General features: G+C 66.7%; 10 protein-coding genes, 1 pseudogene and 1 riboswitch. Of the genes and pseudogenes, 7 read left to right on the top strand and 4 right to left on the bottom strand.

The genetic code is table 11. From position 1 onward, the window contains the following. Positions 1 to 3,503 (bottom strand): annotated as a pseudogene (cdrA, locus tag FHW81_RS29890) (two-partner secretion system adhesin CdrA); the annotation flags it as partial. 320 nt (positions 3,504 to 3,823) lie between these two features. On the opposite strand from cdrA, the gene FHW81_RS29885 reads away from it, so the two are divergent. From FHW81_RS29885 to FHW81_RS29865, 5 genes are all read left to right on the top strand, one after another. Further along, the gene (locus tag FHW81_RS29885; RefSeq protein ID WP_023090859.1) at positions 3,824 to 4,795 is read left to right on the top strand and encodes a 2-hydroxyacid dehydrogenase; all 972 of its coding nucleotides are present in this window, start codon (positions 3,824 to 3,826) and stop codon (positions 4,793 to 4,795) included. Positions 4,796 to 4,904: 109 nt separating this feature from the next. Then, complete coding sequence (locus FHW81_RS29880) at positions 4,905 to 5,903, top strand: class I SAM-dependent methyltransferase (protein WP_033981252.1); 999 nt, start codon at positions 4,905 to 4,907, stop codon at positions 5,901 to 5,903. Between the two features lie 94 nt (positions 5,904 to 5,997). Next, a complete protein-coding gene (locus FHW81_RS29875) occupies positions 5,998 to 7,461 on the top strand; it encodes an amino acid permease (RefSeq protein ID WP_003114709.1) in 1,464 nt (487 codons plus the stop codon). Positions 7,462 to 7,599: 138 nt separating this feature from the next. Further along, positions 7,600 to 7,724: riboswitch (yybP-ykoY riboswitch) on the top strand. An 89-nt stretch (positions 7,725 to 7,813) separates the two neighbouring features. Continuing rightward, complete coding sequence (locus tag FHW81_RS29870) at positions 7,814 to 8,392, top strand: TMEM165/GDT1 family protein (RefSeq protein ID WP_003094926.1); 579 nt, start codon at positions 7,814 to 7,816, stop codon at positions 8,390 to 8,392. A 116-nt stretch (positions 8,393 to 8,508) separates the two neighbouring features. After that, positions 8,509 to 8,952 carry a nuclear transport factor 2 family protein gene (locus FHW81_RS29865; RefSeq protein WP_003099368.1) on the top strand — a complete coding sequence of 148 codons (444 nt, stop codon included), beginning with the start codon at positions 8,509 to 8,511 and terminating at the stop codon, positions 8,950 to 8,952. Positions 8,953 to 8,961: 9 nt separating this feature from the next. Here FHW81_RS29865 and FHW81_RS29860 read toward each other — a convergent pair whose 3' ends face one another. Beyond that, a complete protein-coding gene (locus tag FHW81_RS29860) occupies positions 8,962 to 9,987 on the bottom strand; it encodes an NAD-dependent epimerase/dehydratase family protein (RefSeq protein ID WP_003121034.1) in 1,026 nt (341 codons plus the stop codon). Positions 9,988 to 10,130: 143 nt separating this feature from the next. Next, complete coding sequence (locus FHW81_RS29855) at positions 10,131 to 10,952, bottom strand: M48 family metallopeptidase (protein WP_003099360.1); 822 nt, start codon at positions 10,950 to 10,952, stop codon at positions 10,131 to 10,133. 162 nt (positions 10,953 to 11,114) lie between these two features. Here FHW81_RS29855 and FHW81_RS29850 point away from each other — a divergent pair, with 162 nt between their 5' ends. Next, positions 11,115 to 13,253 (top strand): methyl-accepting chemotaxis protein, encoded by a 2,139-nt coding sequence (locus FHW81_RS29850; RefSeq protein WP_003099358.1) that lies wholly within the window; start codon positions 11,115 to 11,117, stop codon positions 13,251 to 13,253. 2 nt (positions 13,254 to 13,255) lie between these two features. Here FHW81_RS29850 and FHW81_RS29845 read toward each other — a convergent pair whose 3' ends face one another. After that, positions 13,256 to 13,870 carry an SOS response-associated peptidase gene (locus FHW81_RS29845; RefSeq protein WP_003114707.1) on the bottom strand — a complete coding sequence of 205 codons (615 nt, stop codon included), beginning with the start codon at positions 13,868 to 13,870 and terminating at the stop codon, positions 13,256 to 13,258. 425 nt (positions 13,871 to 14,295) lie between these two features. Here FHW81_RS29845 and FHW81_RS29840 point away from each other — a divergent pair, with 425 nt between their 5' ends. Next, positions 14,296 to 15,000, top strand: coding sequence for an MgtC/SapB family protein (locus FHW81_RS29840; RefSeq protein ID WP_003094941.1), 705 nt, complete (start codon positions 14,296 to 14,298; stop codon positions 14,998 to 15,000). Positions 15,001 to 15,009: the final 9 nt, after the last annotated feature.

Genomic DNA, 15,009 nt, shown 5'->3' with positions numbered 1-15,009 from the left:
GCATCGCCGTAGACCTTGGTCTTGGCGTCGGCGATCACATTCAGCAGCGCCTTGGTGATGGTCAGGTTATTGCCCTGGTAGCTCAGGTCGTAGTTCGCGCTGAGCAGGCCCAGTCCACCCTGGTTGATGCCGTACACGCCGACATTCTCGCCAGCCACGCGGCTCAGGCTACCGCCGTTGAGCACGGCACCGGCGGTGTCGCCGTTCTTCAGCCCGGACACCTGGTAGGTCAGTGCCGGATCGGCATCGCCATAGACCTTGGTCTTGGCATCGGCGATCACATTGAGCAGTGCCTTGGTGATGGTCAGGTTATTGCCCTGGTAGTTCAGGGTGTAATTGCTGCTGACCAGGCCCAGTCCACCCTGGTGGATGCCGTACACGCCGACGTTCTCGCCAGCCACGCGGCTCAGGCTGCCGCCGTTGAGCACGGCACCGGCGGTATCGCCGCGCTTGAGACCGGAGACCTGGTAGGTCAGCGCCGGATCCAGGTCGCCGTAGACCTTGGTCTTGGCATCGGCGATCACGTTCAGTTGTGCCGGGGTGATGCGCAGGTCGTTGCCGACGTAGCTGAGGGTGTAATTGGCCGTGTTGAGGCCCAGCCCGCCCTGGAGGATCCCGTAGTTGCCGACGTTCTCCCCGGCCACCCGGCCGAGGTTGCCGCTCAGCACGCCAGCGGCGGTATCGCTGTTCTTCAGGCCACTGACCTGGTAGGTAAGGGTCGGATCGGCGTCGCCATAGACCTTGGTCTTGGCGTCGGCGCTGACGATCAATTGCGCCGGCGTGACGGTCAGCTTGCCGTCCTGGCGCACCAGTTGGTAACGCTGGCTGAAATACTCGCTGCCATTGGCGTTACCGGTGATCGCGTACTGCCCGACATTCGACGCCTGGGTCGCCGTGGTGCTGGCGGTCGCCTGGTAGAGGTCGTTGAACTGACTGTTGACGTAGGCGTCGATGGCGTTGATGCCGGACATCGTGGCCGTCAGAGTCGGATTCACATCACCGTAGACGCGGGTAGCGTCATTGGCGGTCAGGGTGGCGGTCTGCTGGCGGGAAAGGATGTCGCCGGCAGTGGTGGTGGTCTTGAACATCTCCACCTGGGCGCGCTCGGCGAAGCTGTTGAACGCTCCCTCGCGCATGAACAGGTCCAGGCGGGTATCGACGCGGCTGGTCTTGCCGCCGAGGCCGAAGATCAGTTCCTCGGTCAGGCCGGTGCCGACGTCGTACTGCAGCTCGTCGGTCACGCCGATCACGCCGCCGAAGCCCTTGACGCCCCAACTGGTGCCCCAGTTTCCGGTCCAGGTGGTGACGCTGCCGTTGCCGGCGGCGACGGTGAACCCGCTGGGCGCACCGCCGTTCGGGGTGGCGGTGACGTTGCTGCCGTTGACCTGGTAGCGCAGGTTGGTCACCAGGTAGTCCGACGAGTCGTTGGTCGGGAAACTGGCGGAACCGCTGACCCGCCGATAGGGCAGCGCGGTGAACACCAGGCGGTCGAACTCGCTGTTGCCGTCGGCAGTCAGCGTGTAGTTGCCGGTGGTGCCAACGCTGTTGGCCTCGAGAATCCGCGTGCCGACGCTGGAGACGATGTTCTGCGCGGTGCCGGTCATGCTCTGGTTGATGAACGGATCGAACACCGTGCCGCTCGTGGTCACGCCGGTGGCGTTGCTCTGCCGGTACTTGAGCGTACCGTTGAAGGTCTGCAGCGCCAGGTTGCCGGCGTAGTTGTCCCAGGAAGCCAGGTCGATGCTACCGGCGCGGCCGGCGAGGTTGGCGGCGATCAATGCGGTACCGGCCTGCTGGCTGATCTTGCCGGCGGTGCTGGTCTGCATCCACAGGGTGCCGCTGCCCAGGTCGACGATGCCGCTGGTCTGCGGCGTGCCGCCGCTGAGGAAGCTGATGTTGCCGCCGGCGCGGATTGCCAGGCTGCCGTTGCGGAACAGGATCGGCGCAGAGATATCCACCGCACCGGCAGGTCCGGTGGCGATCAGCTCCAGGCCGCGACTGGCGCCGCCCAGGTTGCTGGTGATCAGCGGCGCTTCCACCGACAGCCGGTCGCTGGCGCTGAGGGTCACCTTGCCGCCTGCCAGCGCCCCGGTAACCACCGAGGCATTCACCGTCGCGTCGCCGCTGGCGCCGTTGGCGCCCCCCACCGAACCTGAGGTGCCGCCGGAGGCGACGATGCGCAGGGTGGTCGGGTCGAGCAGCCAGGTGCCACCGTTGCCGTAGGGTGCGGCGACGCTGACGTAGGCGCTGTCGGCGATGCTCAGGTTGACCTTGCCGGAGGTCTCCACCAGGCCGCCGTTGCCGCCCTGGGCGCCGCCGCGCGCGAGGATCCGCCCGTCCATGCGGGTATTGCCGTCGGACCAGACCACCGCCAGGCCGCCATTGCCCTTGCCGGTAGCCGAGACGTCGATGCTGGCGCCCTTGGCCAGCGTAGCGTTCTTCGCTCGTGGCAACTCGCCGCGGCCCTGGAAGTCGCCGCCGATGCGCACGCTGCCGCCCTGTGCGGCGCCGCGGGCGTCGATGCTGGCGGTGCTCGCCAGGGCCACCTGCTGCCCGCTGACCAGCACGTCGCCGCCGCTCTTCGGACCGCTGACGTCGATCTTGCCGGCGACCTGGATGTCCCCGGACTTGCTTACCAGCGCCACGCTGCCCTCGCGCACCTCGGTACCGCGGGCGAGGATCACGCCGGACAGGTTGACCGCGTTGTCGACCACCCGGGAAGCCTGCTCGGCGGTGATCAGCACGCTACCGCCGTCGGCCTGGATCGCGCCGCCGTTGCTGACCAGCGCCTGGGCATCCTGCGGCTTGCGGGTAACCGGGTCGGTCACGGCGATGGACACCAGGCCATCGCCGTAGAGGTCGATGGTCGCGGCGTTGCCGGCGGCCATCGCCACGGTGCCGAGACGGGCGTTGATCACGCCGTTGTTGGCCACGGACGGCGCGACGAAGGCCGCCAGGCCTTTCTCCGCGACGCTGATGCTGCCGTCGTTGACGATCCGCGCGTCGGGGTTTCCGGGCTGGTCGAAGATCAGCTTGCCCTGGCGGAAGTGTTCGTCGCTGATGTTCGCCGTGGTGGTGATCAGGGAGCCCACGTCGACCTTGGCCGAGCCGCTGAATACCACGCCGTTGGAGTTGTAGATGATCACCTGGCCGGGCGCGGAGATGCGCCCGGCGATCACACTTTCCTGGCCTGCGGTGACCCGGTTCAGGGTCGACGAGGTCACGCCGGGCTGGTTGAAGCGCACCGCCTCGTCGGCGGAGACGTCGAAGCCCTTCCAGTTGATGATCGCGCGCTGGGTGCTCTGGTCGATCAGCGTGGTCTTGCCCTGCTGGCTGATCTTGATCTCGTTGGGGTTGAACTGGGCACCGGTAGGTGCCGCCATGGCCGCGTTGATGCTGGCGATGGCGAACATGAGGGTGCTGCTGGCGGCAAGGACGAAACGCCCTTCCCTACCAGCTTTCGAAGAGGTGCGCTTGCCGCGCTGGCTATCCGGACGGACCATGAAAATCTCCCTATCTGCGTGGCGCACGTCAGTTTTCCAGCACTGCATTTCGTCAGTTAAATGACGAAAATCTGAGAAGCAATTCACATTGCGCCTTGTGTGCCAAAAAAATGCCTTTCAGATCAAAAATTGTCCACTTGAAAGGGCGACCGTTCGTCGGAGTGACTCAAAAATGACACTACAGAGGTTAAATATGTAATACCGTCAAAAAACCGACAATACTTTCTGGATAATCACTGTCAAGAAAACCGGAAGACCTCCCTGGCACGCGGGTTTGCTAGGCTAGGCAGCCCCCGTCCGCTGCCGCCAAGGAACCGTCCATGAGCCATGCCCTGCGCGCCGTTTTCCTCGACCATGCCTCCCTCGACCTCGGCGATCTGGACATGCGTCCCCTGCACGCCGCCTTCGACGAGCTGCAACTGCATGCCGCCAGCCAGCCGCAGGAAGTCGCCGCGCGGCTGCACGGTGCGCGGGTCGCGATCAGCAACAAGGCGCCGATCGACGCGCAATGCATCGCCGCCTGCCCAGAGCTGGAATTGATCCTGGTCAGCGCTACCGGCACCAACAACATCGATCTCGCTGCCGCTCGCGAGCGCGGTATCGTCGTCGCCAACTGCCATGGCTACGGCACGCCCTCGGTAGCCCAGCACACCCTCGCGCTGCTGCTGGCCCTGGCTACGCGCCTGCCGGACTACCAGCAGGCGGTACGCGGCGGTCGCTGGCAGCAATCCAGCCAGTTCTGCCTGCTGGACTTCCCCATCGTCGAACTGGAAGGCAAGACCCTCGGCCTGCTCGGCCATGGCGAACTGGGCGGGGCGGTGGCGCGGCTGGCGGAGGCGTTCGGCATGCGTGTGCTGCTCGGTCAGTTGCCAGGACGGCCTGCCCGGGCGGACCGCCTGCCGCTTGGCGAACTCCTGCCACGGGTCGACGCCCTGACCCTGCACTGCCCGCTGACCGAGGACACCCGCGGGATGCTCGGCTCCGCCGAACTGGCGCTGATGAAGCCTGGCGCCTTCCTGGTCAATACCGCCCGTGGAGGCCTGGTCGACGAACAGGCGCTGGCCGACGCCCTGCGCGGCGGCCACCTGGGCGGCGCCGCCACCGACGTGCTCAGCGTCGAGCCGCCGAGAAACGGCAATCCGCTGCTGGCCCCCGACATCCCGCGCCTGATCGTCACCCCCCATAACGCCTGGGGCAGTCGCGAGGCGCGGCAGCGCATCGTCGGCCAACTGGCGGAAAACGCAGAGGCATGGAAGGCCGGGCGCGCCCTGCGGGTAGTCAACGCCGGCTGATACGGCGCTGCGGGCACCGCGCACGGATGAACGGCGATCCTCGCCGACAATCCATGCGGGTATGCCAGGCCCAAGCCTGTTAAGATTTCCCATTTTTTCCGGAGCCCGCATGGACCCTCGCAGTGAAGTGCTGCTGCGCCAGCGCCACCTCTTCGCGACCCCGCTGCTGCTGGCCGGCCTGCCCGCCGACGACCTGCTCGCCGAGCTACCGCAGGCCCAGGGCTGGAGCTGGCACGCCGGCGAGCAGGCGCAGTTGGACGCCCGCTTCCCCGGCCGTAGCCGTTTCGACACGCGCGCGCCGACTGGCGCCTGGACTTCGGCCGTTCTGTTCCTGCCCAAGTCCCGCGAACTGACCGACTACCTGCTGGCCAGCCTGGCCGCCCGCCTGCCCGGCGGCGAACTCTTCCTGGTCGGCGAAAAGCGCGGCGGGATCGAGCGCGCGAGCAAGCAGTTGGCCGCCTACGGCAAGCCCCGCAAACTGGATAGCGCGCGGCATTGCCAGCTCTGGCAGGTGCGTATCGAACAGGCGCCGGCCGAGCCCGACCTGCACGCCCTGGCCCAGCGCTACAGCCTGCCGCTGGCCGATGGCGAGCTGCAGGTGGTGAGCCTGCCGGGGGTGTTCAGCCATGGCCGCCTGGATCGCGGCAGCGCGCTGCTGCTGGGGCAACTGCAAGCCCTGCCCGGCGGCCATCTGCTGGACTTCGGCTGCGGTGCCGGGGTACTCGGGGCGGTCCTCAAGCGTCGCTACCCCGCCAGTCGCCTGAGCCTGCTCGACGTCGACGCCTTCGCTGTCGAGAGCAGCCGACTGACCCTCGCCGCCAACGGCCTGGACGGCGAAGTGATCACCGCCGACGGCATCGACGGCGCGCCGCGCGAACTCGCCGCGATCGTCAGCAACCCGCCCTTCCACCAGGGCGTGCACACCGACTACCAGGCCTCCGAGCGCCTGCTGCAACGCGCCGCCGAACACCTGGCGCCGGGCGGCGAACTGCGCCTGGTCGCCAACAGCTTCCTGAAGTACCCGCCGTTGATCGAACGCCACCTCGGCCCCTGCCGGACACTCGCCGAAGGCGACGGTTTCCGCATCTACTCCGCCCGTCGCTCCTGATTTCTGCCTGGAACCCTGTGAATGAAGCTTTTCCTCTCCCTGCCCGCACGCCCGCAGCCAGACCCTTCCGTGGCCACCCGCCGGGAGGCTGCCGATGACTGACCTGAACACCAGCCAGGGCCAGCAATTGCGGCGGGTGCTCAAGCCGCGCCACCTGAACATGATCGCCATCGGCGGCTCCATCGGCACCGGGCTGTTCGTCGCCTCCGGGGCCACAGTGGCCACCGCCGGGCCCGGCGGTGCGCTGCTTTCCTACGCACTGATCGGGCTGATGGTGTACTTCCTCATGACCAGTCTCGGCGAGATGGCCGCCTACATGCCCGTTTCCGGCTCATTCTGTACCTATGGCAGCCGGTTCGTCGAAGATGGCTTCGGTTTCGCCCTCGGCTGGAACTATTGGTACAACTGGGCGGTGACCATCGCCGCGGAGCTGGTGGCGGCGCAACTGGTGATGAGTTTCTGGTTCCCCGAGGTGCCGGGCATCTACTGGAGCGCGATCTTCCTGGGCATCATGTTCGGCCTCAACGTGATTTCCGCGCGCGGCTTCGGCGAGAGCGAATTCTGGTTCGCCCTGATCAAGGTAGTCACGGTGGTGATCTTCATCGGCGTCGGCCTGGCGACCATCTTCGGCATCATGCATGGCGTGGAGTCGCCCGGCTTCAGCAACTTCACCATGGGCGACGCGCCCTTCGTCGGCGGCTTCCAGGCGATGGTCGGGGTGGCGATGATCGCCGGCTTCTCGTTCCAGGGCACCGAACTGATCGGCATCGCCGCCGGTGAATCGGAAAATCCGCGGAAGAACATCCCGATCGCCATTCGCCAGGTGTTCTGGCGCATCCTGATGTTCTACATCCTGGCGATCTTCGTGATCGGCATGCTGATTCCCTACACCGACCCGAACCTGCTGAAGAACGATGCCAGCGACATCAGCGTGTCGCCCTTCACCCTGCTCTTCGAGCGCGCCGGCTTCGCCGCGGCGGCCGGGGTGATGAACGCAGTGATCCTCTCGGCGATCCTCTCCGCCGGCAACTCCGGCATGTACGCCTCGACCCGGATGCTCTACAACCTCGCCCTCGAGGGCAAGGCACCGCGCCTGTTCTCCCGCGTCTCGCGCAGCGGCGTGCCACGCAACGCGCTGTACGCCACTACCCTGGTCGGCGCCCTGTGCTTCCTCACTTCGGCCTTCGGCGACAGCACCGTCTACACATGGCTGCTGAACACCTCGGGCATGTGCGGCTTCATCGCCTGGCTGGGCATCGCCATCTCCCACTATCGCTTCCGCAAGGGTTACCTGGCCCAGGGCGGCCGCCTGGAAGACCTGCCCTACCGGGCCAAGCTGTTCCCCTTCGGGCCGCTGTTCGCCTTCGCCCTGTGCATGGTCATCACCCTCGGGCAGAACTACCAGGCGCTGGTGGGCGAACGCATCGACTGGATCGGCCTCCTCGCCACCTATATCAGCCTGCCGCTGTTCCTGGCGATCTGGCTGGGATACCGCTGGAAGAAGCGCGCACGCTTCGTTCGCTACCACGAAATGGACGTCAGCCCGACCAATACCTGACTCACCCTGCCGCCCAGCGATTCCTCGCGGATCGCTGCGGATGCCGGCACGTTTCCTTGCGATCAGGCTCCCTCGCCGCCCTCCCGGACGAAAGTTTCCGTCCCGGGCTTGCCCAAGCCGCCCGGCTTGGGCAGAATGCGCCCCGTCCTAGGGGAGTAGTCTCCCGCGAGCGCCGCACCGGCCTCGCCCGGCACGCGTCAACACACTTGGTCCGCAGACCATGGCGCGCGCGACCCAAGCCTGCCCAGACAGGCCAAGGGTTTGACAAGACCTATGACACGCACGATCTGACCCGGGGCGGGCAGATGGCGCGTGTCATGGTGATTGGTCGACCCGCCCCTTAGGAAGCCTGATGGAATCGCTGTTCGTCCCTACCCTCATCGTTGCCCTCGCGGAAATCGGCGACAAGACCCAGTTGCTGGCACTCCTGCTCGCGGCGCGTTTCCGCAAGCCGTGGCCGATCATCGCCGGCATCGTCGCCGCCACCCTGGCCAACCATTTCGCTGCCGGCGCGGTGGGCGCCTGGGTCGCCAGCTTCTTCTCGGAAGCCACCCTCAGTTGGATCCTCGCCGCCTCCTTCATCGCCGTCGCCCTGTGGACGCTGGTACCGGACAAGCTCGACGACGAAGAGTCCGGACTGAAGAAATACGGCCCCTTCCTCACCACCCTGATCGCGTTCTTCCTCGCCGAGATGGGCGACAAGACCCAGGTCGCCACGGTCATGCTGGCCGCCCAGTATCCGCATTTCTGGCTGGTGGTGATCGGCACCACCCTGGGCATGCTGATCGCCAACGTACCGGTGGTACTGATCGGCAACCTGGCCGCCGACAAGCTGCCGCTGACCCTGATCCGCCGCCTGGCCGCGGCCGCCTTCGCCGCACTTGGCCTGTACGCCGCCTGGCACGCCGCGCAATTGACCGGCTGGCTCTGAAGGACTGCGCCGCCGGGCCCGGGATGGCTGGGCGGCCAATGCAAAATGCATAGGAACGGCTACAGTTCAGGCAGGCACCGGATGCCTGCCCCACCACTCGCCCTCGAGAGCCGGAGATGCCCTCACACGACCTGAAACGACTCGCCCGCCATCACATCGAGCTGTCCTGGAACAAGGGCCGCATGGCGTTGGTGGAGCAGTTGCACAGCAAGGATTTCCTCTACAAAAGCTCGTTCATCGGCCGTCCCCTGGATACCGCCGGCTATATCCGCCTGCTGCAGGACATCCGCACGGCGATGCCGGACCTGGAGGTCGTGGTCGAAGACTGCATCGGCGAGGAACGCAAGGTGTTCACCTGGAGCACGCTGATCGGCACCATCGTCCGGCCGACCCTGGGCTATCCGGCCAGCGACAAGGTGCTGAGCATTTCCGCGATGGGCTTCTGGGTGTTCAACCCGCAGGGCCAGTTGCAGGAGCTGTGCACCATGTTCGACATGGAGAGCTTTCGCGCCCAGCTGGGACTGCAGACCCGACCCTTCGCGGAAAAAGCGCTGCCCTAGCCAACCGTCCTAGGCATTGAAATAGCCGTTGTCGCGGAACCAGTCGATGGCGCGCAGCAGGGTGTCGTCGAGGGCGGTGGTGGAGAAGAAGCCGAGTTCCTCGCGGGCCTTGCGTCCATCGAGGAACTGCCCGCCAGCCATCACCTCGATGGCGGTTTCGTCGAGCAGCGGCAACTGGCCGCTGACCCGGTAGCGCAAGCGGCCCAGGGTGGCCAGCGCGCGAGCCATGGCCATCGACATCGGCTGCGGCGCAGGCTGGCCGAGCAGCTCGGCGATGCGCCGGGTCAGGTCGGCCATTTCCAGGTTGTGCCCGGTCAGCAGGTAGCGCTCGCCGATACGCCCGCGCTCAAGGGCCATCAGCAGTCCGCGCCCGGCTTCGGCGGCATCGATGACGTTACGCTGGCCGGCGACGTAGTGGGTCATCTCGCCATTGCCGATGGCGGTGATCACGCGCCCGGTAGTCGGGCCGATGTCCAGTTCGCCGAGTACCATGCCGGGAATCCCGATCACCACCGGCAGGCCGTTGCGCGCCTGCTCCCGGGCCTGCTCGTCGAGCGCCCATTTGCACAGCACGTAGGAACTCTTGCCGCTCGGCAGGCTGTCGTAGAACAACCCTTCGTGGCCCGGTAGTCCCTGGGGATGGCGGGGCATGGCATATGCCGAACCGACATAGAGGATGCGCGGCACCCTGGCCTGCAGGCAGGCGGCATAGAACGGGTTGGTCTGGCCCAGCGCGCTGGCCACTTCCTCCTGCCAGCGGCGCGGCCGCGAAGGATAGTAGCCGGCGCTGAAGATCACCCCGTCGAGGCCGCGCAGGGCGCGTTCCAGGCCGGCGTGGTCGAGCATCTCGGCGACCCGGCACTCGGGCTCCAGATAGGCGAGACGCTGGATCTGCGAAGAAGGACGGTGGATCAGCACCAGATCGTGACCGGCGGCCCTGATGGCGCGCGCGGCGTGATGTCCCAGCAGGCCGGTGGCTCCGAGTACGGCGTATTTCACATGAGCTCCAGGGCGTGAGAGTGGCTGTTCGTCCACGGGTCCCGCAAGCGGGTCGGCCAGCAGTCTAGGCCGAACACCGGCGAGATACCAAACAGCAGGTTACGGAAATACACAACAGGCGTTTCCGATGGTAAGCCTGTCGGCGCGCCGGCCGCCCCCCGCGACCGCGCGCCCTGGCCTCACTTGCCGCGCCTGGCCTGCTGGTACAGCGGCATCACCTTGGGAATCGCGGCCTGGAGATTGGCCATCCGCGAACTGTCGGAGGGGTGGGTGCTGGTGAACTCGGGCTGGCTGGCGCCGCCGCTGGCCCTGCCCATCTTCTGCCAGAGGGTGATCGCCGCTTCCGGGTTGTAGCCGGCGCGGGCGGCCAGCTCGAGACCGATCAGGTCGGCTTCGTTCTCGTTGGCACGACTGTTGGGCAGGGTCATCAGGTAGTCGACGCCGGTATTGGCCAGTTGCAGGCTTTCCTGGCCGAGGCCGGCCAGGGCGCCGATCTGGCTGGCCACCTGCACGCCGTAGGCCTTGGACATGGCCTCGCGCCCATGCTCGCGCAGGGCGTGGGCGATCTCGTGGCCCATCACCGCGGCTATCTCGTCGTCGGTGAGCTTCAGCTTGTCGATCAGCCCGGTGTAGAAAATGATCTTGCCGCCGGGACCGCAGTTGGCGTTGAGCTCGTCGCTCTTCACCACATTGACTTCCCAGTTCCAGCCGGTGGCGTCCGGGCGGAAGGCGGCGGTCTGCGGGATCAGCCGCTGGGCGATCGCCTTGACTCGCCGCGCGTCGGCGCTGCTGGTATCGAGCACGCCAGCGCTTTTCGCCTCGCCGAGAGTCTTCTGGTACGACTGGGCGTACATCTGGTCGACTTCCTGGCTGGACAACATGCTGAACATGTATTGCTTGCGGTCGACGCCGACGGCGCCGCCACTGGTGGTGTTCACTGCCTGGCAACCGGCGAGCAGCAGCGCGCCGGCGAGGGTGGCGAATCGGAAGGGATGAGCCATGGTCCTTTGTTCTCCTCTGAAGGCCGAGCGCATGGTAGGCCGCGCCTCGAACGCCGGCAACAGCCGTTGGCGAGGAAATCTCCGACGGCCGATTAAGGATTTGCCGTCCTCCTGCCGATAAGCTCCTCAGAGACAATTCCAACAAGGGTCAGAAGTCCCATCATGAAGCTCAAGTCGATCCAGTTTTCTGTCGCCGCCCTCGCCGGCGCCAGCGTTCTAAGCGTCGTCGTGGTGCTGGTGCTGTACGCCCTGTTCGCCGGCGCGCGAACGCAGGAGCTGGTGCAGCAACGCACCCAGGGCCTGTTGGAGAAGGTCATCAACGAGCGCCTGGTGGCCCTGGCCCGCGCCCAGGTCAGCCAGATCCAGCGCGAGCTGGAGTATCCGCTGACGGTGGTCCACGGCCTGGCCAACAGCACCCGCCTGCTCGGCGAGCCGGGCGCCGACGGCATGCCGCAGCTGAACGCCAGCCGCGACGAAATCTCCGCGCTGCTGCGCAGCACCGTGCAGAACAACCCCAAGCTGCTCGACACCTTCATGGCCTGGGAACCCAATGCCTTCGATACCGATGCCGCCTTCGCCGGGCAACCCGGCAAGGGCTACGGCCCGGACGGCCGCTACCTGCCCTGGTGGTATCGCGGCGCCGACGGCAAGCCGATCGTGGAGGCCATGGCCGACAGCATCGATAGCGAAAAGCTGCTGCCCACCGGGGTGCGCGAGAACGAGTTCTATGCCTGTCCGAAAGAGAACAAGCGTCCCTGCATCATCGACCCGGCCCCTTACGAAATGGGCGGCAAGACCGTGATGATGTCGTCCTTCAACGTGCCGATCATGGTCGGTGACCAGTTCCGCGGCGCAGTCGGTGCCGACCTCTCGCTGGCCTTCATCCAGGACCTGCTCAAGCGCGCCGACCAGCAGCTCTACGATGGCGCCGGGGAAATGGCGCTGATCGCCAGCAACGGCCGCCTGGTGGCCTACACCCGCGACGACAGCAAGCTCGGCGAGCCCGCCGGCAGCGTCCTCGACGGCAACGAAGTGGACAACCTGAAGAACCTCACGGTCGACCAGCCGCTCTACGACATCGACGCCGAGCACGGCCACATCGAGCTGTTCCTGCCTTTCACCATCGCCGACAGCGGCGTGCGCTGGACCCTCATGCTGCAGATTCCCCAGGCGGCGGTATTCGGCGAACTGCAGCAACTCCAGGGCGAGCTGAGCGACCAGCGCCAGCAGGATATCCTCGGCATGAGCCTGGCCGGCCTGGTGGTAGCGGCCCTCGGCCTGCTGGTGGTCTGGCTGGTCGGCTACGGCATCGCCCGGCCGCTGCGCCAATTGGTCGGCATGCTCGACGACATCGCCCAGGGCGAAGGCGACCTCACCCGCCGCCTGAGCAGCGAGCGCGCCGACGAGCTGGGCTCCATCGCCAAGGGCTTCAATACCTTCCTTGGCAAACTGCAGAACATGATCGGCCAGGTGGTGCAATCGGTGCAGAAGGTCAGCGACTCCTCGGAGCACACCGCCGACATCGCCATCCGCACCAACCAGGGCGTGCAGCAGCAACTGGCGGAGATCGAACTGGTGGCCACCGCGGTCCACGAGATGACCGCCACCGCCCAGGACGTGGCGCGCAACGCCACCCACGCCGCCGAGGCAGCCAACCACGCGGACCAGGCCGCGCATCAGGGCAAGCAGATCGTCGAAAGCAGCTCGGCGGCGATCCAGGCCCTGGCCAGCGAGATTGGCCGCGCGGTCGGAGTGGTGCAGAACCTGGCCAAGGACAGCGAAAACATCAACGCGATCCTGGTGGCGATCCGCGGTATCGCCGAGCAGACCAACCTGCTCGCCCTCAACGCCGCCATCGAGGCCGCCCGCGCCGGCGAGCAGGGTCGCGGTTTCGCGGTGGTGGCCGACGAGGTACGCAACCTGGCGCAGAAGACCCAGCAGGCCACCGAAGAAATCCAGAGCATGATCCAGCAGTTGCAGCAGGGCACCCGCGACGTGGTGAAAGTCATGCAGGACAGCCAGGAGCGCACCGACGACAGCGTGCGCCATGCGCGCCAGGCGGCCGAGGCGCTGGAATCGATCACCCAGGCGGTATCGGTGATCAACGACATGAACACCCAGATCGCCAGCGCCGCCGAGGAGCAGAGCGCGGTGGCCGAGGACATCAACCGCAACGTCGCCAACATCGGCCAGGTCGCCAACCAGGTGGCCGGCGGCGCCGACGAGGCCTCGCAGGCCAGCGCCGAGCTGACCCGCCTGGCCGAGCAGCAGCGGCGCCTGGTGAATCAGTTCAGGGTCTAGCGTCAGGCCGGGGTCAGGCACTCCGGCCCGTCGGTTTCAGGCTTGTTGACGAAGCCGGCCAGGGCCACGCTGCGCAGGTTCGGCTGGGGCTTGGCGAGCAGGCTTATCAGCGCCGGCAGCGGCGTGTCCGGAGCCAGCCAGGTATCCTGCTCGGCCTCGTCGAGCAGCAGCGGCCGGCGGAACTCGGCGGCCGCCTGGGATACCTGGGCCACGCTGAGCCAGGTTTGTCCATGCACCGGATAGGCCTCCCAGATGCCGGCGAAGAACAACAGGCGCTCGCCGGTGGAGACCCAGTACGGACGCTTGCGCACCCCGCGCCATTCATAGAAGCCGTTGGCCGGCAGCAGGCAGCGGCGCTGCTGGAACGCCTCGCGGAACATCGGTTGCTCGGCGAGGGTTTCCGCCCGTGCGTGGCTGGGCGTACGCGACAGGTCGGTGAGCCAGGCCGGGGTCAGCCCCCAGCGCGCCAGGTCGGCGCGGCGCGCACCGGCGTCCTCGCGAACCATCAGCACCTGGTTCGCCGGAGAAATGTTCCACTGCGCCCGCCAATCCGCCGGAAAGCCCGGCAGGGCCGCCAGCGACGGATTCCAGCGGAACAGGGCGTAACGACCACTCATGCTTGGCACTGCCTGGTGAGGGAAAGCCGCACAGTGTAACCCGAAGCGCCACACTGGCCTTGCCGAACGCAAGCTGAATGAAACCCAATCTTAACTTGACGCGCCTATCCTCCAGGCTTAAGGTGCCGCCCGCATTCTGTAACCCACACAGGAGTCCTGCATTGGACAACAGCCCTAGTCGATTGCGACAGGTCCATCCGGCGAGCTAGTCCAGCAGAACCCTCTGCCACTGCCTCGCCGAACATGGCGGACAGTGGCGATCCGCATCCCGTCCGGGATGACGCATCCCCATTTTCCCTTCGTGTCCCTTCCCTCGCGCCAACCGCGCAGCGGGAAGCCGCGGTCCTGCGCAATCCATCGTCCCTTATCCGCGCGGACCGTCGGCCCGCGCCAGCTCCGGCCGTCGGCCGGCAACGAGGTGAAACATGGATTGGAAAGTATTTCTCCTGCGCGTCGCGGTCGCGCTGGTCCTGGGCGCCCTGATCGGCGCCGAACGCCAGCTGCGCCAACGCCTCACCGGCCTGCGCACCAACGCGCTGGTCAGCACTGGCGCCTGCCTGTTCGTGCTGATGACCCAGGGCGTGCCCGGCCTGGCCGGCGACGCTTCACGGATCGCCGCCTATGTAGTCTCCGGGATCGGCTTCCTCGGCGGCGGCGTGATCATGCGCGACGGCCTCAACGTGCGCGGCCTGAACACCGCAGCCACCCTCTGGTGCACCGCCGCCATCGGCGTCCTGTGCAGCATGGGCCTGCTGCTGGAGGCCACGCTCGGCAGCCTGGTGGTGCTCTGCGCCAACATCCTGTTGCGCGACATCGCCCAACGCCTGAACCGCCAGGACGTGTTGCCGGCCAGCGAGGCCGAGCAACGCTACGAAGTGCAGATCGTCTGCCGCGCCGAGGACGAGATCCAGGTTCGCAGCCTGATGCTGCACAGCCTCGGCAGCAGCGACCTGCGCCTGCAATCGCTGCACAGCGAGGATCTGGACAACCCGGCCAAGCTGGAAGTCCGCGCCGAACTGCTCGGCACCCCCGAAGCTCCGGCGCAGCTGGAACGCCTGGTCAGCCGGGTCAGCCTGGAGAAGGGCGTCAGCTCGGTGCGCTGGCAGGTCTTCGAACTGGCGGCCGACTGAGCGGCGGCC

It is taken from the genome of Pseudomonas sp. RC10-4-2 (assembly GCF_050433085.1).
Classification (GTDB): domain Bacteria; phylum Pseudomonadota; class Gammaproteobacteria; order Pseudomonadales; family Pseudomonadaceae; genus Pseudomonas; species Pseudomonas aeruginosa.
This window is presented reverse-complemented; position numbering and strand designations above follow the sequence as displayed.

Coding starts and splice junctions, on each gene's coding strand:
- FHW81_RS29880 (WP_033981252.1), top strand. CDS start 4,905: ATGGACCCTCGCAGTGAAGTGCTGCTGCGCCAGCGCCACCTCTTCGCG.
- FHW81_RS29885 (WP_023090859.1), top strand. CDS start 3,824: ATGAGCCATGCCCTGCGCGCCGTTTTCCTCGACCATGCCTCCCTCGAC.
- FHW81_RS29840 (WP_003094941.1), top strand. CDS start 14,296: ATGGATTGGAAAGTATTTCTCCTGCGCGTCGCGGTCGCGCTGGTCCTG.
- FHW81_RS29865 (WP_003099368.1), top strand. CDS start 8,509: ATGCCCTCACACGACCTGAAACGACTCGCCCGCCATCACATCGAGCTG.
- FHW81_RS29870 (WP_003094926.1), top strand. CDS start 7,814: ATGGAATCGCTGTTCGTCCCTACCCTCATCGTTGCCCTCGCGGAAATC.
- FHW81_RS29850 (WP_003099358.1), top strand. CDS start 11,115: ATGAAGCTCAAGTCGATCCAGTTTTCTGTCGCCGCCCTCGCCGGCGCC.
- FHW81_RS29845 (WP_003114707.1), bottom strand. CDS start 13,870: ATGAGTGGTCGTTACGCCCTGTTCCGCTGGAATCCGTCGCTGGCGGCC.
- FHW81_RS29855 (WP_003099360.1), bottom strand. CDS start 10,952: ATGGCTCATCCCTTCCGATTCGCCACCCTCGCCGGCGCGCTGCTGCTC.
- FHW81_RS29875 (WP_003114709.1), top strand. CDS start 5,998: ATGACTGACCTGAACACCAGCCAGGGCCAGCAATTGCGGCGGGTGCTC.